The 21,720-nt window shown below is 61.6% G+C and carries 22 protein-coding genes; 10 read left to right on the top strand and 12 right to left on the bottom strand.

Translation table 11 applies throughout. The annotated features are described in order from the left end of the window. Position 1 precedes the first annotated feature (1 nt). The 4 genes from SIB56_RS10350 to menA all read right to left on the bottom strand — a co-directional run bounded on the left by SIB56_RS10350 (position 2) and on the right by menA (position 4,424). Entirely contained in the window at positions 2-688 is a 687-nt protein-coding gene (locus SIB56_RS10350; protein WP_413323855.1) for a phycobilisome rod-core linker polypeptide, read from the bottom strand. Positions 689-1,223: 535 nt separating this feature from the next. Then, complete coding sequence (locus tag SIB56_RS10355; protein WP_413323856.1) at positions 1,224-2,477, bottom strand: AMP-binding protein; 1,254 nt, start codon at positions 2,475-2,477, stop codon at positions 1,224-1,226. Continuing rightward, positions 2,477-3,454, bottom strand: a complete 978-nt coding sequence (gene menC / locus SIB56_RS10360) for an o-succinylbenzoate synthase (RefSeq protein WP_413323857.1) — start codon at positions 3,452-3,454, stop codon at positions 2,477-2,479. Before menC ends, SIB56_RS10355 begins: the two co-directional genes overlap by 1 nt. A 4-nt stretch (positions 3,455-3,458) precedes the next feature. After that, the gene (menA, locus tag SIB56_RS10365; protein WP_413323858.1) at positions 3,459-4,424 is read right to left on the bottom strand and encodes a 2-carboxy-1,4-naphthoquinone phytyltransferase; all 966 of its coding nucleotides are present in this window, start codon (positions 4,422-4,424) and stop codon (positions 3,459-3,461) included. A 69-nt stretch (positions 4,425-4,493) separates the two neighbouring features. On the opposite strand from menA, the gene SIB56_RS10370 reads away from it, so the two are divergent. Further along, positions 4,494-5,900, top strand: coding sequence for an isochorismate synthase (locus SIB56_RS10370; protein WP_413323859.1), 1,407 nt, complete (start codon positions 4,494-4,496; stop codon positions 5,898-5,900). Here SIB56_RS10370 and SIB56_RS10375 read toward each other — a convergent pair. The 3 genes from SIB56_RS10375 to grxC are packed head-to-tail and all read right to left on the bottom strand — an operon-like array spanning position 5,886 to position 9,143. After that, the gene (locus SIB56_RS10375) at positions 5,886-7,904 is read right to left on the bottom strand and encodes a S9 family peptidase (RefSeq protein WP_413323860.1); all 2,019 of its coding nucleotides are present in this window, start codon (positions 7,902-7,904) and stop codon (positions 5,886-5,888) included. The genes SIB56_RS10370 and SIB56_RS10375 overlap by 15 nt on opposite strands. A 37-nt stretch (positions 7,905-7,941) precedes the next feature. Continuing rightward, positions 7,942-8,865 carry a glutathione synthase gene (gene gshB / locus SIB56_RS10380; protein ID WP_413323861.1) on the bottom strand — a complete coding sequence of 308 codons (924 nt, stop codon included), beginning with the start codon at positions 8,863-8,865 and terminating at the stop codon, positions 7,942-7,944. Between the two features lie 23 nt (positions 8,866-8,888). Next, positions 8,889-9,143, bottom strand: coding sequence for a glutaredoxin 3 (grxC, locus tag SIB56_RS10385; RefSeq protein WP_413323862.1), 255 nt, complete (start codon positions 9,141-9,143; stop codon positions 8,889-8,891). 122 nt (positions 9,144-9,265) lie between these two features. Between grxC and prfB the strand changes: the two genes are divergently transcribed. From prfB to SIB56_RS10415, 6 genes are all read left to right on the top strand, one after another. Beyond that, positions 9,266-10,394 (top strand): peptide chain release factor 2 gene (prfB, locus tag SIB56_RS10390; RefSeq protein ID WP_413323863.1). Its coding sequence is split into 2 segments (ribosomal slippage): positions 9,266-9,340 and positions 9,342-10,394, totalling 1,128 coding nucleotides; the frame shifts between segments, so codons are not numbered across the junction. A gap of 2 nt (positions 10,395-10,396) precedes the next feature. Next, entirely contained in the window at positions 10,397-10,597 is a 201-nt protein-coding gene (locus SIB56_RS10395) for a DUF3285 domain-containing protein (RefSeq protein WP_413323864.1), read from the top strand. Next, a complete protein-coding gene (ybeY, locus tag SIB56_RS10400; protein ID WP_413323865.1) occupies positions 10,594-11,190 on the top strand; it encodes an rRNA maturation RNase YbeY in 597 nt (198 codons plus the stop codon). The genes SIB56_RS10395 and ybeY overlap by 4 nt, the downstream gene beginning before the upstream one ends. Beyond that, positions 11,168-11,641: a diacylglycerol kinase family protein gene (locus SIB56_RS10405; RefSeq protein ID WP_413323866.1), complete on the top strand. Its 474-nt coding sequence runs from the start codon at positions 11,168-11,170 to the stop codon at positions 11,639-11,641. Before ybeY ends, SIB56_RS10405 begins: the two co-directional genes overlap by 23 nt. Positions 11,642-11,644: 3 nt before the next feature. Further along, positions 11,645-12,253, top strand: a complete 609-nt coding sequence (locus SIB56_RS10410) for an anthranilate synthase component II (protein WP_413323867.1) — start codon at positions 11,645-11,647, stop codon at positions 12,251-12,253. A gap of 116 nt (positions 12,254-12,369) precedes the next feature. After that, on the top strand, positions 12,370-13,023 hold the full coding sequence (locus tag SIB56_RS10415) for an MBL fold metallo-hydrolase (RefSeq protein WP_413327316.1): 654 nt from the start codon (positions 12,370-12,372) through the stop codon (positions 13,021-13,023). 8 nt (positions 13,024-13,031) lie between these two features. On the opposite strand, the gene SIB56_RS10420 is transcribed toward SIB56_RS10415, so the two are convergent. Continuing rightward, positions 13,032-14,141: a pyridoxal phosphate-dependent aminotransferase gene (locus tag SIB56_RS10420; protein WP_413323868.1), complete on the bottom strand. Its 1,110-nt coding sequence runs from the start codon at positions 14,139-14,141 to the stop codon at positions 13,032-13,034. On the opposite strand from SIB56_RS10420, the gene SIB56_RS10425 reads away from it, so the two are divergent. Both SIB56_RS10425 and SIB56_RS10430 read left to right on the top strand, forming a co-directional pair. Beyond that, positions 14,134-14,331, top strand: coding sequence for a hypothetical protein (locus SIB56_RS10425; protein WP_413323869.1), 198 nt, complete (start codon positions 14,134-14,136; stop codon positions 14,329-14,331). The genes SIB56_RS10420 and SIB56_RS10425 overlap by 8 nt on opposite strands. Further along, positions 14,331-16,034 (top strand): protein adenylyltransferase SelO family protein, encoded by a 1,704-nt coding sequence (locus SIB56_RS10430; RefSeq protein WP_413323870.1) that lies wholly within the window; start codon positions 14,331-14,333, stop codon positions 16,032-16,034. The genes SIB56_RS10425 and SIB56_RS10430 overlap by 1 nt, the downstream gene beginning before the upstream one ends. On the opposite strand, the gene SIB56_RS10435 is transcribed toward SIB56_RS10430, so the two are convergent. From SIB56_RS10435 to mnmE, 4 genes are read right to left on the bottom strand one after another with little or no spacing between them, the layout of a single operon-like run. Beyond that, a complete protein-coding gene (locus SIB56_RS10435) occupies positions 16,016-17,062 on the bottom strand; it encodes an asparaginase (RefSeq protein WP_413323871.1) in 1,047 nt (348 codons plus the stop codon). The two genes, SIB56_RS10430 and SIB56_RS10435, sit on opposite strands and share 19 nt — an antisense overlap. Further along, a complete protein-coding gene (gene argS / locus SIB56_RS10440; protein WP_413323872.1) occupies positions 17,059-18,846 on the bottom strand; it encodes an arginine--tRNA ligase in 1,788 nt (595 codons plus the stop codon). Before argS ends, SIB56_RS10435 begins: the two co-directional genes overlap by 4 nt. A 30-nt stretch (positions 18,847-18,876) precedes the next feature. Further along, positions 18,877-19,755 (bottom strand): carboxylating nicotinate-nucleotide diphosphorylase, encoded by an 879-nt coding sequence (gene nadC / locus SIB56_RS10445; RefSeq protein WP_413323873.1) that lies wholly within the window; start codon positions 19,753-19,755, stop codon positions 18,877-18,879. 46 nt (positions 19,756-19,801) lie between these two features. Beyond that, positions 19,802-21,163, bottom strand: coding sequence for a tRNA uridine-5-carboxymethylaminomethyl(34) synthesis GTPase MnmE (gene mnmE / locus SIB56_RS10450; RefSeq protein WP_413323874.1), 1,362 nt, complete (start codon positions 21,161-21,163; stop codon positions 19,802-19,804). Between the two features lie 77 nt (positions 21,164-21,240). On the opposite strand from mnmE, the gene SIB56_RS10455 reads away from it, so the two are divergent. Beyond that, a complete protein-coding gene (locus tag SIB56_RS10455; protein ID WP_413323875.1) occupies positions 21,241-21,696 on the top strand; it encodes a DUF2062 domain-containing protein in 456 nt (151 codons plus the stop codon). Positions 21,697-21,720: the final 24 nt, after the last annotated feature.

Here is a 21,720-nt window from a genome sequence, read left to right on the forward strand (position 1 = left end):
TTCAGCCCACAACGAAAATACTGGTAAAGATTTTTACAATTCCGACGATAATCAAGCCAGAAAGAATGACAAACGAAGGGATGATATAGCGGAAGGCCTTGTCGGAAGGCCGCTCATAAAGGACCTTCTCTGCGAAGGTCTTCGTTGGACCAAAGTTCAGATGATCTTCAATCGACATCATCATGTCGTTTGAAGTTAGTTTTTCCTGCCAGTCATACGAGTAGCGAGGGAGTTCCTGATAAACAGGAGCTTCGCCAACGGCCCTGCCGGGCAAAACCCGTGAAATCTCCAAAGGCACGGTGTCATAACCGAACCTTTGCATGTATTCCTCGCTGTTGAGCACTAAATCGACAAAAGTTTCAAAACCTTTCTCAGCAATAACAATCGAATATGTTAATTTTTCAGTGTTGTCACGTACTTTTCGGCCCAAAGTTCTGCCAATCACCTGCTCAACCAGCCGGTAGTTGCTGTTGCAGGCAACATATCCACGCAAAAAACGATCTGAGAGCAACAGACCGCGAATAAAATCTCTGACTGTGATTGATCCGTTTCTCAGCTGCGACTCAAGGAAGCGATCCCTGTCGCTGCTCATCGCATGAAAATAAATCTGGCGATAACAGCGATTTATAACGTCACCCGCATTATCAACAACATCACCCTCGACAGAGGGTGCGTCGATTGTGCTCACACGAATGTTTTGAGAGGTAGGTCGAAAGGGCCGAAGGGGAACTGGCAACGAAGCAACCCAGCAAAACTCAGAGAATTACCTTAAGAGTTTGCGGATAAGCCAGGGGAACATCAAGCAAACTAATTCACAATTCAGCCGCCAAAACAACGCATAGAAATTAATTTGATACGAGAGGGTGTGGCAAAGAGAACGCGCGCTTCGGCGTGAGTCATGGCCCGAAGATCAACGGGATGCAAAAGCCAAGCATCAACACTCCGAGAAACATCAGAACATCAACTCAATCAAAATAATTTGCGCCGCAAACTCAGAAAACATTAACGATAATGACATCCAACATTCAAACAAGACAACAAATCACGCTGAAACATGCCGATCAAAACTTTCTGTTTGCGGCATCAAAGAATTGAGACTTCAGACATAATTCAACAAGAAAGAGTTTTATCGATGAAACGCCTTTTCAAAAAATCTACTGCGTTTACGACAACGATCATTGATCAATCAATTCACTGATTCATGCCTCGACTGATTCACAGGCTCAATGCGGCTGAGCAGATCGCTGCCTCAACAACCACGTTCGCCAACGGGCACGCTCCCATTTCCCTGCCGAAGAGCGTTCCAGGATGGGGCACAAATACCACTGAAGTGGACGCTCCGCTGCGGGCCAGCCGGAGACGAGTCGGCGCAAAGCATCGCTGCCTTCAGACGGCACATCAGCGGATGACCAGCGAACAAGGGCCACCAGTCGCTCTCCCCATTCACGGTCCGGCAGCCCAAGCAGCAGCACGGCATCGAGCTGCAGCCCTGCCCTGGTGGCATCCATCAACAGCCTCTCCTCCAGCTGTGAAGGGAACACCGTGACCCCTCCGGAATGGATGGCCCCATCGACCCGCCCTCGGACGTGAAGCTGGGGATTTGTGGGTGATCCCTCAAGCTCAGCCAGGTCACCTGAATGCCACCATCCGCCGCGATCCGAGATGGAACAAAGAGCTGCTGAATCATCGAGCCTGGCCGCAGCCAGACGATCGCAGTGAACAGCAAGCGCACCCTGCTGGTTCAGACGCAGCTGCACACCTTCGAGAGGTCGACCACAGCCTCTGACCCCCGCCAGAAAATCAGTCGGCGTCAAAGCAGTCACCATGGCGGCGGTCTCCGTGGCGCCATAGCAGGGGGCAAGCCGCAGACCGGCTTGTCGGGACTGATCGGCCAGATGATCCGGCAGGGCAGCACCACCAATCCAGATGACCGCCATCTCAGCCAGGAAGACACATCCACTCGGATCTGCAAGCAGCCGCTGCAACTGGGTGGGCACAAGTGACAGCACCATCGGGCGTCGCCGCCAGCCGGGATGACGTCGACAATGGCTCAAAAGCATGTCAGGGTTTTTCATCAGAGCGGGCGTCAGCCAGGCGTGGTCAGCGGCCCACTGCCGGGCACGCCACCAGGGCATCAATCCACTCACATGCTGAAAAGGCAGGGGATTCCACACCAGAGTTGAGCCTGGGTCCACGCCAAGACGATCCAGCCATACCCCGCAGGCGTGAGCGGAACGCTCCAGATTCGAGATGGGATGGAGACAGAGCTGTCTGCCACCGCTGCTGCCTCCCGTTGACAGGACCAGCCCTGGTCCTGAAGGCCAGGTCAGGTGATCGGCATGCAGGAGTTGCCGCTCAGGCGGCATTTCACAGTCGAGCAGACGCACCCAGGCGCCGCGGGCCATGTGCAGCTCGAGAGATACAGCAGCCTCATCCGGCTGTTCGGCATCACAGTGAAGAAGCCTCAGAATGCCCATCAACAGCTCACCCCGGCGGCGGCCCACACCTGGGCAGGGTCAGAGCTGAACAGGGGGCCCGACGGAGACCAACCCGGTGCCAGTCCAGGTGCCACCGGCGTCGGTCCCTGCTGTTGCAGGCCAGCCATCATTGCCAGCCAGCGGAAACCGATGCCGGTCTCAAAAACAGTGCTGAGCATCAGCTGCGGCCGGCCCTCCTGCAACTGGCGCAGCAAACGTCTCGGGTCTCCCTCCAGCAGGGGGCGACGCACCTGCCAGCCTGACCAGTGCTCGCGCAGATCCGGCTGCAACAGCAATGACTCATCCAGAGCGACAGGAACGCGTTGCGCAAGAGCTTTCAGCCCCTTGAGATCACTGACAGCGAGGGGCTGTTCCAGCCAGTCCAAGCGGGGATCACCCTGAACAGCACCAGCCCATCGCTCCGCCTCAGGGCGTTCCCAGCCACCGTTGGCGTCCAGACGCAGCCGAGCCGTGGATGGCAGCCGCTCGAGGAGCTGAGGAAGCAAGGACCACTCAAGCTCAGAGTCTGCCGCGGCCACCTTCCACTTCACCGTGATGGGCTCGCCCACTGGGTGAGTGGCCAGCAACTGATCCAGTATCGGCAGCATGGCTGCCCCTGCAGGCAGCAGACAGGCCGACCTCGGCGCAGGCAGCCAGACCTGCACGACTTCATCCAGTTCCGCCAGCGCAGCACCGAGCGCGAAGCGAACTTCAGCTGGCAGCGTCGGCAGCAGATCCTCCAGCTGGTTTCGGTTGCACTCCACATGCGCAGATCGTGTCCATTGCCCCAGGGCCCGCGCACAGGCGAAGCGCTGTTCCACATCCATCGGTGCCACCTCCCCCCAGCCCACACGACCGGAGACCGCACAGCTCAGACGCAGCAACCAACCCTCACGTCGCTGCCACCGGCCTGCAGCGGTCTGCAGCGGACGGGACAGGGAATAGGCGTAGGAGCGGACCGCCAGCTGCAGGGTCATGAACTCAGCCCGGCAGCAGAACAGGGGAACCCAGCCAGGGACCCAGGGCCAGGCCGATGCTCAGACCGAGGCCATTCAGCACCTGAAACCGCAGAGCAAGGAATTTGCTGCCTGTGATGCGTTCAGGCTCGTGGTGGTGGAAGCGCAGCAAACGAATCAGGGAGGAGGCAGCCGGAAGCCCAAGAGCTCCCAGAAGTGCGCTGAGCGGCCAGTCACCATGAAGAACGGGAGCCCACTCGAGGGCGAGGGTGCCGGCAACGAACCAGGGCACCAGAGACGCCGCCCTTGCCGTTCCCAGGCGCACCACCGGCGACTGCTTGCCGTGGGCTGAATCCTGCTCGACCTGATGGAAATGCGAGCAGAACAGCACCAGCGTGGTCGCCAGAGCGGGACCTGATCCGAGCACCAGGGCCGATCCCCAGGGCACAGCCTCCGCCGCAGGGGCGATCACCAGCAGCGCTGCTGCAGTGGCCAGTGGACCAAAAGCCATCCAGCAGAGCGGTTCACCAAGGCCCAGATAACCAAGTCGGAATGGGGGCCCCTGGTAGAGGTAGCCAAGACCGCAACTGGCCAGCACCAACAACAGCACCGCCAGACTGCTGCCAGATGCAATCAACACCATCAGCAGCAGTCCGCCCAGCAGTGCAGAGATGGCGAGTCGCCGGACAGGTCGAGGCCTGCCGATCAAAGCCACGACCGAATGGGGCTTGCCCTGATCGTCGATGCCGGTCTCAGCGTCAAAGAGGTCATTGCTCAGGTTCTCCCAGACCAGCAGCAGCACTGCCGCCAGCAGAAACACGAGGGCCTGACCCCAACGCACCGTCAATCCAGCGCCAAGACGCCATCCCACCGCAAGCAGCAAAGGCATGACCGCAACCGAATACATCGGCCACTTGATCGCTGCCTTCCACAGAAGCCGACGCTCATCGGCTCGGGAGTGAAGGGTTACAACAGCCTGCTGATCTGGCATGAACCGGACTCGTGGAACCCTCTTCAGGACTCATACATTTGAGCAGCAACCCTTCCTTCTGCCGTCCAGATGTCGGCCGCGCCCTCAGAGATCACAGCTGCAGTGCGCTTCAGCGATCTGCTGGAGCAGGCGCTGCACGTTTGGGAGCGGCGCGAGATGGACGACGGCGTGTTCGCTCTGGCGCTGCCGCTCAAGGGCCTGGACCCTCTGCTTCAGCTCGCTGATCTCGACGATGCCGATCCGTTCCGCTTTCTCTGGGATGGAGCACCGGGTCTCAGTCTGGCGGCAGCCGGTCGCTGCCATCACCTTGAACTGTCCGGTCCCAGAAGGTTTGAGCTGGCACAGCGTTTCAGTGACATCACGCTCGGTCGCATCCTCGACGGCACTCCCGATGCTCCAGCTCAGGCCCGCTCCCGCATCCTTTTGGCCTTCTCCTTCTTCGAGCAGTCGGGTGAGATCCAGCCCAGGGGGAGCATGCCATCGGTTCAGGCCGTGCTGCCCCGCTGGCAACTGAGCCGGCATGGCCGGCATGGCTGGCTGCGCCTGCATGGCATCGCACAACAGACCGGTGACGTCCGCTCCCTGACGGAGTCGCTCTGGCTGATGGCGGAGAGGCTGCGGTCGTGGCGAAGCTGGCCAGGACAGGGTTCAGCAACAGTGAGCGGTCGGATCATTCCCGGCGACTGGGAACGGCGCTACACCACAGCACTGGAGCGCGGTCTTGAGCTGGTGAATGGTGGCGAGCTTCACAAACTGGTGCTGGCGGTGCGTCAGTCGGTCAGCCTGACCTCACCCCTGGATCCCTTGCTATTGCTGAAGCGTTTGCGCCACCAACAGTCGGGCAGCTGCCGGTTTCTCTGGCAGCGAAACAAGCAGGACAGCTTCTTCGGCGCCTCCCCGGAGCGCCTTCTGAGTCTGCGCAACGGACAGCTGCGCTGCGATGCGCTGGCCGGCACCGCTGGTCGCAACGACCACGCCACATCCCTGCTCAATTCCGAAAAGGACCGGCGAGAGCATGAACTGGTGGTGCAGGCGATCACAGGTCATCTCAGCGCCCGTGGACTGCAGCCCAGACGTCCACGCAGCCCGCAACTGGCCAGACATGGCCAACTGATCCATCTGCACACCCCAATCACAACTCCGGCACCGGGGCAATCGCCGCTTGCTCTGGCTGGAGTGCTGCATCCCACTCCCGCCGTGGCAGGACTGCCGAGACGGGAGGCCATGAACTGGCTACGCAGCCTGGAGCCCTTCGAGCGCGATGGCTATGCCGCACCGATCGGCTGGATCGACAGTGCCGGAGATGCGGAACTGCGGGTCGCCATCCGCTGCGGCCATGCCCGCGGCAACCAGCTTGACCTCACTGCCGGCGCCGGGCTGGTTCGGGGCTCGGTGGCCGAACGCGAGCTCCAGGAGGTCGGACTGAAGCTCACTGTGATGGCCGATCAGCTTGATCTGATCTCAGGGGGTCGGTAAAGAGCGCATTCGCCACTCCAGGGAAGACTGCTCGAGCGACGAGCCGAAGGGCTGCGCCCGACCCCCGACATGCTCGCTGAGAAATGCTTCCACCAGGGCGTACATCGCCAGGGCATTGCGTGGATTCGCCAGTCCGTGACCTTCATCGGGGAAGACAACGAAGTCAATCGGCAGCTTTCTCTCCTCCATGGCGGCAGCAATGGTTTCGCTTTCACTGAGCTTGACGCGAGGGTCGTTGGCGCCATGCCCCAGCAGCAACGGCCGCTGAATCCGGTCCACGTGCTGGATCGGGGAGATGGCATCAAGATCGACCTTCCCCACACCGATCATGCGCTCAAAGATCGTTCTGACCGACTCCCAGTAGGGCGGAATCGACTCCAACAGAGTCCGCACGTTGGACGGGCCGACCTCCGCGATGGCTGCGGCGAACAGCTCAGGATCACGGGTGAGTCCGGCGAGGGCCGCATAACCACCGTAGGAGGCACCCATGATCACCAGACGGTCGGGATCAGCGATGCCCTCATCGACCGCCCAGCGAACGGCATCGACCAGGTCATCCTGCATCCGGGCGTACCACTCGCCCTCACCTGCCAGAAGATGGGACTTGCCGAAGCCGGTCGACCCCCTGTAGTTGACGCTGAGAGTGTGATAACCGCGATTGGCCAGCAGCTGATGAAGCGGGTTGAATCCCCAGTAATCCCTGGCCTGAGGTCCTCCATGCACCAGCAGAACCAGTGGTTGCGGTCCTGAAGCGGAAGCGATCGGAGTCCTGGTCAGATAGGCGGGCAATCGACGTCCGTCCCGGGCCTTGAGATCAAGACTCTCCATGGCGGCCAGTTCGTAGGCGTCCAGGCGAGGCTGAACCGAGAACAGCTTGCGGATCTCATCCTGTTCGCGATCCCAGAGCCAGTACTGCGGCCCCTGTTGATCGGATCCGATCGCGATCAACCAGCGACGGTTATCGAGGTCACGATCGACAACGCTGAAGTCGTTGGGCCCGGCCAGCTGCTCAAGCCTGTCCATGTCGGGCTGCACGGAAGCGTCCAGAACCACCCTGCGGGAACGGAGATCAACCTCCTTGAGCACCATCGGTACGCCCGTGTCGAGATCACTGAGGTCCACACCGAAGGAACCAGCGGATGAACGATGCACCACTTCAGGGGTGCAGTCCGTGCCGCACGACTGGAGATGCTCACGGCTCCAGCGCACCAGGCTGGGCATGTCTTCACCCGTGCTGAGCTGTCCATAGAGCCAGCGTCCGTCACGCGTGAATCCACTCGGCCCGGAATTGCTGATCGTATCCTCGAAATCGAACTGTAAAAACGGCCGCCAGCTGGTGTCGCCAGGAAGGCGCAACTCAACGCTTCTGCCGCCATCCGGCTGAACCTGAGAACGCAGAACTGGATGCCATGCTCCGTTCAGCCACTCAACGCTCACCTGACTTCCATCGTCGGTGGATCGGTAGAGCAGACGTCTGTCTCCGCTGTCGACATCAATGACGTAGAGATCGTGGTAGCGGGGGTCTCGGTCATTGAGTCCGACAACGAGCTCGGTCGGGGCCTCGCGATCAGCCCCGATCAAATAGGCCTTGACCGCGCTGCCCGGAGTCAGATCGGTTGTCTCCCCAGTGATCGGATCAATCCTGACCAGCACGGTGTTCTCATCTCCATCGCCATCCCGTGAAGAGATCAGGAAACGACCGTCGGCCGTCCAGAAAGCAGATCTCTGGGGACGATCCCGCTGACGGGTGATCACGCGAGCGGGAGAATCACCGTCGAGCTCCTGAACCCAGAGATTGAGCACACCCTCATCAGGAGCCAGGTAGGAGATCCGACGTCCATCGGGACTGAGCGAAACCCCAATGATCTCCGGATTTCCGAACAACACCTCACGCGGAATCAGCGGAGGTGTGGAGCTGGCATCCACCGAGCGACCGGAGATGGTCAGGCTTCCCGCCAGACCCACCAGCAGAGCTGTTCCCCAGCGCAATCCCCTTCTCAGCAAAACCTGTCCAGATCATTCAGACCACAATTGTGGTCGTTCACAGCAAGTCGCGCAGACGTGCGATGACCTGATCAGCCAGGGGCTGATCCATCAGCCGTTCCACCTCACGGATGCCGGTGGGACTGGTGACATTGATCTCGCTGAGCATGCCGCCGATCACATCAATGCCGACGAAGAAAAGGCCCTCGGCCCGCAGAGCTGGTGCGAGGGCCGCGCAGATCTGTCTTTCCCGCTCGCTGAGCTCGGTGGCTTCAGCCTGACCGCCGACGGCCAGATTGCTGCGGAATTCTCCAGCGGCTGGCCGGCGGTTGATCGCACCGAGCGGCTCACCATCCACCAGCAGAATGCGCTTGTCTCCATCGCTGACGGAAGGCAGGAAACACTGCGCCATCACAGGCAGACGTTCCTGCTCCGTAACCAACTCAAGAAGAGCCTTGAGACCAGGTGCCTGGGACGACACCCGGATCACCCCCAGCCCCGCACGGCCTCCAAGGGGTTTGAGCACGATGTCGCTGTGCACCATGGCAAAGGACTGCAGCTCGCTGACCCTCCCGGAGACGAGGGTGGGAGCCATCCATCGACTGAAACGCAGAGCCCCAAGCTTTTCGTTCCAGGTGCGCAGTGAATCCGGACGGTTGAGGACTCGAACTCCCGCCCGTTCAGCCACATCCAGCAGGTGGGTGGCGTAGAGATAGGCCTCATCCACCGGAGGGTCCTTGCGCATCCAGATCACCTGGAAGGTGGAGAGTGGCAGGCGTTCAGGCTCACCTGCTGTGATCCAGGGCTCGGGCTCAACAGGCATGGCCATCGCCAGAGGTTCGTCACCAAGCGCGATCAGATCAGCGGGAGTGCAGACCCAGACATCCAGTGCGGATCGACCGGCAGCCTGCATCAGCGCAGCTGTGGAATCCTTGGCTGGATTGATCCGATCCAGCGGATCCAGCACGAACAGATGACGCATGAGCGGCGGCCGTGGCAGGGAACTCAGGAGAGCAGCGCATCAAGTTCGCCGACCCGCTCGAGAGCATGCAGATCATCACAGCCGCCGATATGCCGGTCGTCGATGAAGATCTGCGGAACACTGCGACGCCCATCGCCTCGCTCGGCCATGGCATCCCGGGCAGGCTCATCGCCATCCACGGAAAACTCCGTATAAGCGATGCCCTTGCGATCCAGCAGCTGCTTGGCTCGGATGCAGAAGGGGCAGGTGCGCCAGGTGTAGATCTCGACGCTTGGCATGGAGCCCTCATCACAGAACATCGATCCTATGCAGTCACTCAGACTGCGATTACGTCCCCTTCCAATCATCTGGCGCTGAGATTCCGCACTGATAAGGTCGCGAAATCCGTTCAACGCAGCCGTTGCTCGACCTCACCGACTTCAAGCGCGACCTCTCCGAGCTCACTGATCGCCTGGGCAATGCTCAGGACTGTCTTTGACGTTCCTGCACTGAACGCCAGACAGCAGGACCTCGAACAACTCGCCGCCCAGCCTGACTTCTGGGATGACCAGCAGAACGCTCAGAAGCAGATGCGACGCCTCGACGAGGTGAAGGCGCAGCTGCAGCAGCTGACGACCTGGCAGGGAGCTGTGTCCGATGCTCAGGCCACCCTTGAGCTCTATGACCTGGAACCCGACGACGACATGCTCGCGGAGGCTCAGGCAGGGCTGGATCAACTGAGAAAGGACCTCGACCGCTGGGAGCTGGAGCGCCTTCTCAGCGGTGAGTACGACAAGGAAGGAGCCGTGCTCTCCATCAATGCGGGAGCAGGAGGCACCGATGCGCAGGACTGGGCTCAGATGCTGCTGCGCATGTACACCCGCTGGGCCGAGGACCATGACATGAAGGTCAGTGTTGATGAACTCAGCGAGGGGGAGGAAGCAGGAATCAAAAGCGCGACGATCGAAATCGAGGGTCGCTACGCCTACGGATACCTGCGCAATGAGAAGGGAACCCACCGCCTTGTGCGGATCTCTCCCTTCAACGCCAACGACAAGCGGCAGACAAGTTTCGCGGGCATCGAGGTGATGCCGAAACTCGAAGAGGAAGTCGATATCGACATCCCTGAGAAAGATCTCGAGGTGACCACAAGCCGCTCCGGCGGTGCCGGTGGGCAGAACGTCAACAAGGTGGAAACCGCCGTTCGCATCCTGCACGTCCCCACAGGACTGGCGGTGCGCTGCACCCAGGAGCGCTCTCAGCTTCAGAACAAAGAGAAAGCCATGGCTCTGCTCAAGGCCAAGCTGCTGGTGATCGCGCAGGAGCAGAGGGCTGCCGAGATCGCCGACATCAGGGGCGACATCGTGGAAGCCGCCTGGGGCAATCAGATCCGCAACTACGTGTTCCACCCATACCAGATGGTCAAGGACCTGCGCACCCAGGAGGAGAGCAACGATGTGCAGGGTGTGATGAACGGCGACCTCGACCCCTTCATCCAGGCTCTGCTGCGCCAGGGTGTGGAAAGCCCCGGACAGGACGAGGACAGCTGACCATGAGCTCAGAGCCCACAGGCATCGAGACATCGACGGACAGCGCAACGAGCACGCCTCCGCCCAGCTTCGTGAAACAGGCCATGCGCAACATGGTGCGCAAGGGCAGCAAGAGCCTCTTCCACCTTGGGCTGACGGCCGCGGGATTCATCGGCTTCATCCTTGTGGTGGCCTGGCTGGGCCGCCCAACCCTGCCCCAGTGAGCAGCGCAGCGGCTTTTGCGATTGATCTGGCCTTCACGGGAGCCGAGGAGCGGCTGATCCACTGCGCAGAAGGCACGGGTGCCCATCTGCGACTCAGCCGCGAAGAATCCTGGACGTCAACGCTTCATCTCTGGCTGCAGCATCTGATCGCAGCCGGTGGCGACAGCGCTCCCGCGCAGCTGCAGGTCTGCGAGGAAATCTGTCTGGGACTTCAGTTTGTCGATGACGCCCAGATCTCTGATCTGAACGGGCGCTGGCGCAACAAGCCCAGGGCGACCGATGTGTTGTCCTTTTCAGCACTGGAAGCTGACATGCCAGCGGACAGCAGCCCCAGCGTTGAGCTGGGAGACATCATCGTGTCGGTGCCAACCGCTGAACGCCAGGCGATCGAGCAGGACCACAGCCTGGAACAGGAGCTCTGCTGGCTGGTGAGCCATGGCCTGCTGCATCTGCTGGGATGGGATCACCCCGATGAGTCGAGTCTGGAGACCATGCTGCAATGCCAGGAGCAACTGGTTGCGATGGCCGGTATCGTTCAATCCCGTTGTGAGATCAACTGTGAATCAGCAGATGAAATCACTGCGGAATCCTGACGACGGAGCTCCGTTGAGCGAGGAGATCAGCCAGCGCAGCACCCGCCGCGCCCATCGTGCGGCCCACAGGGGGGCCTGGAAAATTGCCGGTGATCTGCCGTCCAGCTTCCGCTACGCCGCTCAGGGACTGGGTTACGGCTTCATCAGCCAGCGCAACTTCCGCATCCAACTGGTGGGGGGCAGCTTGGCGTTCTTCCTGGGCCTGTGGCTTGGGCTGCCGCCGATCCAGCTGGCCGTTCTGGTGCTGACTGTTGCGGCCGTGCTGGTGCTTGAACTGCTCAATACAGCCATTGAATCTGTGGTTGATCTGGCTATCGGGCGTCGCTTTCACCCTCTGGCCAAAGTGGCCAAGGACTGTGCAGCTGCAGCGGTGTTGGTGGCTTCCATCAGCTCGCTTGTGATCGCTCTGCTGCTGGTTCTCCCGCCCCTGCTCGTTCGCCTCGGCTTCTAAGCGATGCTGCTTGTCATCGACAACTACGACAGCTTCACCTTCAACCTGGTGCAGTACTTCGGTGAGTTAGCGGCTCAGCACCCTCTGGCCAAGGATCTGCGCGTGGAACGCAACGATGCCCTGACGGTGACCGAGATCCGTGAGCTCGGGCCCGACGCCATCCTGCTGTCCCCGGGTCCGGGAGATCCTGATCAGGCCGGGGTCTGCCTGGACGTGCTGAAGGAGTTGTCACCACGCATTCCCACCCTGGGGGTCTGCCTGGGGCATCAGGCTCTTGCCCAGGCCTACGGAGGGAAGATTGTCAGAGCTGCAGAGCTGATGCACGGCAAGACCTCGCCGGTGCTGCATCGCGGTGAAGGCGTGTTCGCCGGCTTACCTCAGCCACTGACCGCAACCCGCTATCACAGCCTGATCGCCGACCGCGAGAGTCTTCCCGACTGCCTGGAAGTCACAGCGTGGCTCGAGGACAACACCGTGATGGGACTGCGTCACCGAGAACACCCCCATCTCCAGGGTGTGCAGTTTCATCCGGAAAGCGTGCTCACGGAAGCCGGTCACAACCTCCTTGCCAACTTCCTCCGGCTGGCGGAAGGGTGCATTCAACACTGCTAGCTTCCTGAGCCAGCAGGCATTCCCCCATGACAGTCTTCCTGAAACGCCAGGGTCCTGGGCGAGCCATCGCGTCCATAACCGCAACCGCCCTGCTGACGAGTGTGGGCGGCGGTGCCATGCAGGCAGCTGGAGTTTCGATCACCAGCTTTGGACACAGTGCGCTGTTGATTCGTGGCGGCGGTCAGTCCGTGCTGGTGAACCCCTTCCGGGCGGTGGGCTGCGCCAAGGGTCTCTCCGAGCCAAGTGTCAGCGCCAGCGTAACTCTCGCCAGCTCCGAACTACCTGATGAAGGGGCGCGCATCGGTGGAGGGACCTACCTCTCCAAACCAGGTTCCTATCGCGTGGGAGGTTTGGATCTGGAGGGATTCTCTGCACCGCATGACCGGATGGGTGGCCGCCGTTTCGGCGACGCCACCATCTGGCGCTGGCAGCAGGGGGGGCTGAATTTTGCCCATCTCGGGGGTACGGCCGCCCCGCTCAGCGGCGAGGACAGGGTGCTGCTGGGTCGCCCGGATGTCCTGATCATCGGCGTCGGGGGCGGAGGCAAGGTCTACAACGGTGAGGAAGCCGCTGAAGTGGTGAGGCAGCTGAACCCGCGTCGGGTGATCCCTGTGCAATATGTCAACGGAGAAGCTCCGGACGGTTGCGACCAGGGCGGTGTGCAGCCGTTTCTTGATGCCATGAGCGGCTCCCAGGTTCGGCAGGTCGGACCGACACTGTCCCTGCCGGGCAACCTCGGCGACAGCACCGTGATCGAGGTGATGCGCTGACTGCGCACTCAACCATCGAGCTGTCTGTAGCACTCCCAGAACCTCTTCATCTGGGCGAGGGTGCCGATGCTGACGCGCAGAGACCCGTCGATCTGAGGCTTGCCCGCCATGGAACGCACCAGGATGCCGGCATCCCTCAGTTGCTGCTCCACCAGCCGGGCAGGGGAACGGGGCCAGACCAGGAGATAGTTTCCTCCATCGCAATGGAAGGCGGCACTGAATCGCGTCAGCTCTGCTACTAGATAGTCACGGGCACGTAACACTTCAGCCACATAGTCGTCGATGTATGCCTGATCAGACAATGCAGCGAAGGCGGCCGTGACCGCCAGGCTGTTCACGTCGTAAGGACCGGTGACCCGGCTGACCCGATCGACCACCTCCGCCGAACCGATGGCAAATCCCATTCGCAGGCCAGCCAGGCCTGCGGTCTTGGCCAGGGAGCGCAGCACCAGCAGGTTGCTGTGCACGGCAAAGTCCACAAGCGGCAGCACACTGTCGCCGGTGAACGCTTCATAAAGCTCATCAACAACCACCAGCGTGTCGGGTGCAGCAGACGCCAGCTGCAACACATGCTCAGCCGAAAGCCGCGTACCGGTGGGGTTGTTGGGATTACACAGCATCAGGATCTTCGGCCCGCGCTGCAGTGCTGTGCGCATCGCCGCCAGCGGGAAGCGAAAACCCGGCATGTCATGGGGGACGGACTCAATGGCCATCCCCTGCATGCCTGCACACGGCGCGTAATAACCAAAGGTGGGACTGGTGGTGAGCAGGGTGTCACCTGCTGCTCCATAGGCATGGATCACCGCATGGATTGCTGCATCCACACCGTTGAAGAGCCCCACCTGTTCGGTGAGCAGGGGATGGGAAAGTCCGGCCGACGCCCCCTGCAGATTGACGATCAAGGCCTCGCGCAATCCGTCGTATTCGGGATACACCGCGATCTGATCAGCCGGGAAAGAGCGAATCGCCTCTGTGACCGCCGGGCTGGGACCAATGGTGTTCTCGTTGAAGTCCAAGCGCAGCAACCCACGGCGACCCTCCAGAGGTGCGCTGTAGCCCCGGAGGCGTTCCACATCGGGGCGGGCTTGTGGCGCGGGAATCGGTTCAGACATGGCCATCAGCGATCAATCGCATCTCCTGGAGGGTGGTGCCGAGGCAAGTCATGACCAGCTTGCCGAACACAGCAACTCGCTTCAGCCGATGACCAAGCGAGGAGATGATCCATCCCAAACTATTCACAGCCGCCCACCGGAGCGCAGCGTCGGCATCTCCCCACCGATGATGCAATCACTGCAGCAATCGGCCTGATGACCGCCAGCTCCAGCGCATCGACGCCAGCCAACACCTCCACCTTCGCTGCCTTCGCCAAGCAGGTCGATTACTCGCTGATGCAGCAACTGCGGCCCGATCCGCAGTCCACACCGGATGGACAGGATCACCGTGCGCGCGAGGTGCGTTCCGGCCACTACGTGCCGGTGACGCCCACACCCCTGCCCAATCCCGACTACGTCGCCCACAGCCCTGAACTGTTTGATGCACTGGGCCTGGACGAGACCCTGGTTCACGACGGTGACTTCCGCAGCGTCTTCTCAGGCGACCTCAGCAACGTGAGCGAGCCGATGTGTTCACATGGCTGGGCCACAGGCTACGCCCTGTCGATCTACGGCACTGAATACAACCAGCAATGTCCATTCGGCAATGGCAACGGCTATGGCGACGGGCGAGCCATCTCCGTGGTTGAAGGCATGTTCAAGGGTCGGCGCTGGGAGATGCAGCTGAAGGGCGGCGGTCCGACGCCCTATTGCCGCGGCGCTGATGGTCGGGCCGTGTTGCGGTCAAGCGTGCGCGAATTTCTGGCCCAGGAGTTCATGCATGCTCTGGGGATTCCCACGTCTCGCTCCTTAACGCTCTACGTCTCCCACCAAGAGAACGTTCGTCGCCCCTGGTATTCGGGCAACTCGCCATCGATGGACCCCGACATCCTGGTCGACAATCCAGCCGCGATCACCACACGCGTGGCGCCATCGTTTCTGCGGGTGGGTCAGCTTGAGCTGTTCGCACGGCGAGCCCGCAGCGAAGCTCACCCCGAAGCCCATCAGGAGCTGCGGATGATCGTGCAGCATCTGATCGAGCGGAACTACCGCGACGAGATTGATGACTCCTTGCCGTTCCCGGCGCAGGTGGTGCGGCTTGCAGGGTTGTTCCGGGAACGCCTGATCAGCCTGGTGTGCCAGTGGATGCGGGTTGGCTACTGCCAGGGCAACTTCAACAGCGACAACTGTGCCGCCGGCGGCTTCACCCTCGACTATGGACCCTTCGGCTTCTGTGAACTGTTCGACCCCCGCTTTCAGCCCTGGACCGGCGGCGGAATTCATTTCTCTTTTTTCAATCAACCGAAAGCGGCTGAAACCAACTACCGGATGTTCTGGACAGCGCTCAGCATGCTGCTGCAGGATCACCCAGCCGAAACGGCCGAACTCGATGCGCTGCATGAATCGTTCAGCGAGGCCATGCAGCGCGAGCTGGATGCCATGTGGGCAGGCAAAATCGGCCTGGCCAGCGTTACGCCAGAGCTGATCGGCGATCTCCTGGAGCTGATGGTGGCATCGAAGGCGGATTACACGATTGTTTTCCGTGAATTGGCATCACTGCCGATGGAGGTCACGCCTCTGAAGCGGGGCTTCTATGTGCCCAGCGATGTGCAGCTCGACGCGCAATGGAACACCTGGCTAACGCGTTGGCACCAGCAGCTCAGCGGCAGTGAAGAGCCCGAAGAGATCGCCGCTTCGATGCGACGGGCCAATCCTGCCATCACCTGGCGCGAATGGCTGATCGCCCAGGCCTATGAGCAGGCGGCTCGCAGTGATTACAGCCTGGTGCACGAACTTCAGACGGTGTTCCAAAACCCCTACGAACCGCTCTCAGCCGAAATCGCCGCTCGCTACGACCAACTGAGACCGCGGGAGTTCTTCGGCGCCGGTGGCATCTCCCACTACAGCTGCTCGTCTTGAACAAGAGTGATGGGAAGAAGCTGCAACAGCTGCTCCTGATCCAAGCCAGCCATCACAGCGAGCAACAACAACACACGTGCTTTCTGCGGACTCAGCAAACCAGCCGGGAGCAGGCCAAGTTCGGCATCCTGCTCGCCACCATGCACCGGCCCAGACCCACAGCGATTGGCCCTGAGCATGAGCGGCCGCGGACCAGTCCAGGCCTCAAGAGCACGACGTTCCCCGACCGATAGCTGACCGGCACCGGTGCCGGTCAGCACCAGACCCTGAACGCCAGCCTTGAGACATGCAGTGAGTATGAGCGGCTCGGGCTCCGCGCACCCGTAAATGATTGGCACCTGGGGCCATTGCTGCGGTAACGCGAGCTCAGCGAAGGGCACCTGCCGAGTACCGCTCGCCGTTGACAGATAAACGCCTGCGTCATCCACCCAGCCCAAGGGGCCACGACCGGGACTGGCGAAGGCCCCCACCCCCTGGGTGGCCACCTTGGTGACATCGCGGGCATCATGGATCTGGCCATCCATCACCACCAGCACACCTTGCCCGCGTGCCTCGGAGCTGACTGCCACCTGCACCGCCTGGAACAGATTCAACGGGCCATCGGCGCTGAGGGCCGACGCCGGACGCATCGCTCCCACCAGCACCACAGGCCGTGGGTCATCGATCAGCAACTGCAGCAACCACGCGGTTTCCTCCAGGGTGTTGGTGCCATGGGTGATCACCACCCCCGCCAGATCGGGATCAACGGCCAAGGCCTCGCGGATGCGCGCCACCAATCGGCGCCAGTGATCGAACTGCAGATCAGCACTGTCGACGTTGGCGATCTGCTCCGCCTCGATCGCCGCCAGCCCCCGCAGCTGGGGCACGGACTGCAGCAACTCCTCAGCAGCAATAACGCCAGCTGAGTAGTGGTTCAAGGAGGTCACGTCACTCGCTCTTCCGGCGATGGTGCCACCAGTGGCCAACAACAGGAGCCGAGGCAGGGAGGAACCGCTCTTAGAGAGACTGCTCACAGAGGCCCCACTCACATCCGCTCCAGGGTGGCAATGCCGAGCAAACCGAGCCCGGCCTTGAGTGTGTCGGCAGTGAGACGGCACAGCGCCAGGCGCGAAGGCAGCACAGCGGCATCGGCCTTGAGCACCGGCACCTGGTCGTAGAAGCGGTTGAACACCTGACTGAGCTCAAATAAATAGCTGCAGAGCCTGTTGGGCAACAGCTCCTCCTCCACCTCAGCAATCACGGCATCGAATTTGAGCAGCTCCCGCACCAGGGCCCACTCCTGCGGCTCGCTGAACTGCAGCTGATCAGCCGCCACGTCGAGATCACCACCCTTGCGCGCGATCCCTGCAATGCGCACCAGCGCATACAGGAGATAGGGAGCCGTGTTGCCCTGCAAAGCCAGCATGCGATCGAAGGAGAACTGGTAATTGGTGATCCGGTTCTGGCTGAGATCGGCGTATTTCACCGCGGCGAGGCCAACGGTGCCTGCCACATGTTGGATGAAGTCGTCGGGTTCACTGCGTCCTTCCTCATGGAGACGCGAGCGCAGGTCCGCCTCCGCACGCTCCACAGCTTCATCCAGCAGATCGCGCAGACGCACAGTGTCGCCTGCACGGGTCTTGAGCTTCTTGCCGTCTTCCCCTTGCACCAAGCCGAAGGGCACATGTTCCAGGCGAGCCCCATCAGGAATCCAGCCGGCCCGCTCGGCCACCTGGAACACCCCCGCAAAGTGATTGGCCTGACCGGAATCCGTCACGTAGATCACCCGGCGGGCCGCATCTCCCTCGGGGGCCACTGCGAACCGGTAGCGAATAGCCGCCAGGTCGGTGGTGGCGTAATTGAATCCGCCATCGCTTTTCTGCACGATCACCGGCAGCGGTTTGCCGTCCTTGCCGATGACCCCCTCCAGGAAGACGCACTCTGCCCCGTCGTCGGTGACCAGCAGACCAGAGTGCTTCAGCCCCTCGATCACCCCCTGCAGCAAGGGGTTGTAGAACGACTCACCCCGTTCTCTGAGTCGGATGTCGAGCCGGTCGTAGATTTTCTGGAACTCACGCCGCGACTGGTCACACAGCAGGCCCCAGGCTTTAAGCGAAAGAGGATCGCCGCTCTGCAGCTTCACAACCTCCTCGCGGGATGTGATCTGGAACGCCTCATCATCATCAAAGCGCTTTTTGGCTTCCCGGTAGAAGGCCACGAGGTCACCGAGGTCGATCGCATCAGCGGTGTCGAGCGCTTCGGGAGCCACCTGCTTGAGATGGGTGATCAGCATCCCGAACTGGGTGCCCCAGTCACCCACATGGTTCAGTCGCAACACCGGATATCCACGAAACTCCAGCACCCGCGCCAGGGAGTCGCCGATGATCGTGGAGCGCAGATGGCCCACGTGCATCTCCTTGGCGATGTTGGGACTGGAGAAGTCCACCACCACCGGCGCCGCATCCTTGACAGGCGGAACGCCAAGCCGCTCATCACCCAGCCGGAAAGCCACCTCAGCAGCGAGACGCTCCGGTCGGATCGTGAGGTTGATGAAGCCAGGACCAGCGATCTGAGGTTCGAGGCACAGCTCGGTGAACGCCGCATCAGTGTGCAGCTGATCAACGATGGCCGTGGCGATCTCACGCGGCGCCTGCTTCAGCGGCTTGGCCAGTGGCAGAGCAGCATTGGCTTGAAAATCACCGAATTCCGGCTTGCTCGCTGGCGCCAGCTGGGGATCCAAGCCAGCCTCACCCGCCTCAGCCCAGGCCTCAGGGAAGGCCCGTTGCATCGCACCGCGCAACTGTGTTTCAAGGGCGTTGGCGATGCGGAGCATGGACGGATCAACAGGCTTGGCAAGCTCCGATCATCTCCCGGCAGGTGCGAAACGCATACTGAGATCAAGCCAGCGGCTGCGCGTGACCGGCGCACTGGTGGAAATCAGATCGATGCCTGTGGCGGCATAGGCGCGCAGATCACCAGGCTGAATCCCGGAAGCTTCGAGGACCACAGCCCCGGAGCCAGCCCTCTCAACGACCAGCTGGCGCAACCTGGGCACCAGCTTGCTCAGCTGCTCGGGAGTGAACTCATCCAGCAGCACAGCATCGGCTCCGGCCGTGACGGCATCGACCGCTTCCTGCTCCGTTTCGGCTTCCACGATCACCCTGGCCGGCCATGGCGCTGAAGCCCGCACAGCAGTAATCGCCGGCTTGACGCCACCCGCCCAGGCGAGATGGTTTTCCTTGAGCATGGCCGCATCATCAAGACCAAGTCGGTGATTGACGCCTCCGCCCATCCGCACGGCGTACTTCTCAAGTTCGCGCAGCCCCGGTGTGGTCTTGCGCGTGTCGGCAAGGCGCACGCCGGTTCCCTGCAGTTGCTTCACCAGTTCCGCTGTGGCTGTGGCGATGCCGGAGAGACGCATCGCCAGGTTCAACGCCGTCCGTTCAGCACCCACCAGAGCACTGGCCTGACCATCAAGACGGAGCAAAGTGTCACCAGACCTCACCGCCACGCCATCCGCAACCAGACACTCCGCCTCAAGTTCAGGGTCGAGCAGGCGAAACAACTGCAGTGCGAAACCGCCACCGCAGAACACACCATCCTGCTTGGCCATCCAGCTCGCCTGAGCCCGGCGTCCGATCAGCGCAGGCGCGGTGAGATCGCCGCGGCCGAGATCTTCGGCGAGCCAGTTCTGGAGATGCGCCAGAAGCCGGGGAGTCCGCAGAGGCTGCTCAAGGTTCATTGCTCCATCATGCGGTCATGACTGTTCAGACAAGAGTCACAGCCGGTCACTTGCCGATGCAGAAGCGGGAAAAAATGCGATCCAGCACCGATTCCGTGAGCTCTTCCCCGGTGATCTCTCCAAGGCTGTGGATGGCCTGACGCAGATCGATCGTCCAGAAATCCCAGGGCAGGCCATCGGCGGCTACCTGCTCGCTGCGCTGCAGAGCAGCGGCCGCCGCCCTGGCCAGGTCAATCTGTCTCTGGTTCAGCGCCAGCAGCAGGGAGCCATCGGAGAGGGCTCCGCAACGCTCCAGCAGAGCCTGCACCAGCTCTGCTTCCCCCGCCCCAGTGACCGCCGACAGATGCACATCGGCAGCCGCCTCGGCATCACTGAGATCAGCCTTATTTCCCACCAGCAGATAAGGGACTTCAGCAGGAATCTGCCGGCGCAGAGCCTGATCGTCCTCCGTCCATCCATCGGTGAGATCAAACAGCAACACAACCAGATCGGCACTGGCCAGGGCGTCATGACTGCGCGCGATCCCCAGCTGCTCCACCGCATCGGTGGTGCTGCGGATACCGGCGGTGTCGAGAAGCGTGATCGGTACACCCTCCAGCACGATCTCGCTTTCCAGCAGATCTCGCGTCGTTCCGGGCAGATCGGTCACGATGGCTCGCTCCCTGCGACTCAACCGGTTCAGCAATGAGCTCTTGCCGACGTTGGGCCTTCCGACGAGAGCCACCCGCAGCCCCTGATGCAGGGCGGCGCTGCGTTCTCCATCGGCAATCAGTTGCAGCAGCTCGTCGCGCACCGACTGCAGCACCATCAGCAGCGCCTGGCCATCCAGGGCGGGCAGATCATCCTCAAAGTCGACCCTGGCCTCCAGCTCGCTGAGCTGATCGAGCAGACATTCCCGCAACCCCTCGATCCGGCGCTGGATGCCTCCATCCACTCCTGCCATGGCCAGCTGTGCAGCGCGCTGACTGCGGGCAGCCACCAGATCGCCGATCGCCTCGGCACGCGTGAGGTCAAGGCGTCCGTTCAGCACCGCTCTCTGACTGAACTCACCTGGCAATGCACGGCGAACCCCGGGCTGCTCGAGTACACGGGACAGAACCCGCTGGACTGCCATCACGCCCCCATGGCAATGGATTTCCACCACATCCTCGGCAGTGAAACTGCGTGGCGCCTGCATCAACAGCACCAGCACCTCATCAAGTCGCTCAAGGCAATCGGCCGCCATCACGTGGCCGTAAAGCACCCGGTGGCTCTCCCATGGCTGAGCGCCCGGGAAAGACGTGATGGCGCGCACGGCGCGCTGAGCGTCAGGGCCTGACAGGCGAATCACAGCGATGCCGCCCTGGCCGGGTGCCACCGCCGTGGCCACTGCAGCGATCGTTTCACTCACCAGGTTGCTCTCCTGCATCGCAGCGCCGCAACAGGCCCTCCCCCACTCCCTACGATCACATCCTTCAACACCATCCGAGAACCGCCGACACCGCCATGGGCCGGATGCTGCGAAAGGCACAACGACGCCTGCAGGGAGGTCTGCAGTGGCTCTGGCAGCAGGAAGGCACCCCGGGACAACGCGCCCGGGGACTGGCAGCCGGCATCTTCTGCGGCTGCTTTCCGATCTTCGGCTTGCAGACACTGGTGGGCATCGGCATGGCCAGCGTGGTGCGAGGGAACCACTTGCTGGCGGCCGCCGGCACCTGGATCAGTAATCCCTTCACCTATGTGCCGCTGTACTGGTTCAACTACCGGGTGGGGTCTCTGCTGCTCGGTCAAGGGCGCCAATGGCCAGGATTTGATGCGCTTCACAGGGATGACATCAGCCAGATGGGCTGGAGCGTGATCAGTCGCCTGATGCTGGGATCCAGCATCACCGGCACTGTCTGTGCGGCGCTGGGCTGGTGGCTGAGTCTGAACTGGCTGCGGCGGCAACAACGCCGCCACTGACGATGCGGATCCAAAAGCCCTAGT

The sequence above is a fragment of the Synechococcus sp. MIT S9503 genome (assembly GCF_047304175.1).
GTDB lineage: Bacteria > Cyanobacteriota > Cyanobacteriia > PCC-6307 > Cyanobiaceae > Synechococcus_C.

Bases quoted from the DNA above. Each gene is read 5' to 3' on its own strand.
- SIB56_RS10355 (WP_413323856.1), bottom strand. From the start codon at position 2,477: ATGGGCATTCTGAGGCTTCTTCACTGTGATGCCGAACAGCCGGATGAG.
- menC (WP_413323857.1), bottom strand. From the start codon at position 3,454: ATGACCCTGCAGCTGGCGGTCCGCTCCTACGCCTATTCCCTGTCCCGT.
- menA (WP_413323858.1), bottom strand. From the start codon at position 4,424: ATGCCAGATCAGCAGGCTGTTGTAACCCTTCACTCCCGAGCCGATGAG.
- SIB56_RS10370 (WP_413323859.1), top strand. From the start codon at position 4,494: ATGTCGGCCGCGCCCTCAGAGATCACAGCTGCAGTGCGCTTCAGCGAT.
- gshB (WP_413323861.1), bottom strand. From the start codon at position 8,865: ATGCGTCATCTGTTCGTGCTGGATCCGCTGGATCGGATCAATCCAGCC.
- grxC (WP_413323862.1), bottom strand. From the start codon at position 9,143: ATGCCAAGCGTCGAGATCTACACCTGGCGCACCTGCCCCTTCTGCATC.
- SIB56_RS10395 (WP_413323864.1), top strand. From the start codon at position 10,397: ATGAGCTCAGAGCCCACAGGCATCGAGACATCGACGGACAGCGCAACG.
- SIB56_RS10405 (WP_413323866.1), top strand. From the start codon at position 11,168: ATGAAATCACTGCGGAATCCTGACGACGGAGCTCCGTTGAGCGAGGAG.
- SIB56_RS10410 (WP_413323867.1), top strand. From the start codon at position 11,645: ATGCTGCTTGTCATCGACAACTACGACAGCTTCACCTTCAACCTGGTG.
- SIB56_RS10415 (WP_413327316.1), top strand. From the start codon at position 12,370: ATGCAGGCAGCTGGAGTTTCGATCACCAGCTTTGGACACAGTGCGCTG.
- SIB56_RS10425 (WP_413323869.1), top strand. From the start codon at position 14,134: ATGGCCATCAGCGATCAATCGCATCTCCTGGAGGGTGGTGCCGAGGCA.
- SIB56_RS10420 (WP_413323868.1), bottom strand. From the start codon at position 14,141: ATGGCCATGTCTGAACCGATTCCCGCGCCACAAGCCCGCCCCGATGTG.
- SIB56_RS10430 (WP_413323870.1), top strand. From the start codon at position 14,331: ATGACCGCCAGCTCCAGCGCATCGACGCCAGCCAACACCTCCACCTTC.
- argS (WP_413323872.1), bottom strand. From the start codon at position 18,846: ATGCTCCGCATCGCCAACGCCCTTGAAACACAGTTGCGCGGTGCGATG.
- nadC (WP_413323873.1), bottom strand. From the start codon at position 19,755: ATGAACCTTGAGCAGCCTCTGCGGACTCCCCGGCTTCTGGCGCATCTC.
- mnmE (WP_413323874.1), bottom strand. From the start codon at position 21,163: ATGCAGGAGAGCAACCTGGTGAGTGAAACGATCGCTGCAGTGGCCACG.
- SIB56_RS10455 (WP_413323875.1), top strand. From the start codon at position 21,241: ATGGGCCGGATGCTGCGAAAGGCACAACGACGCCTGCAGGGAGGTCTG.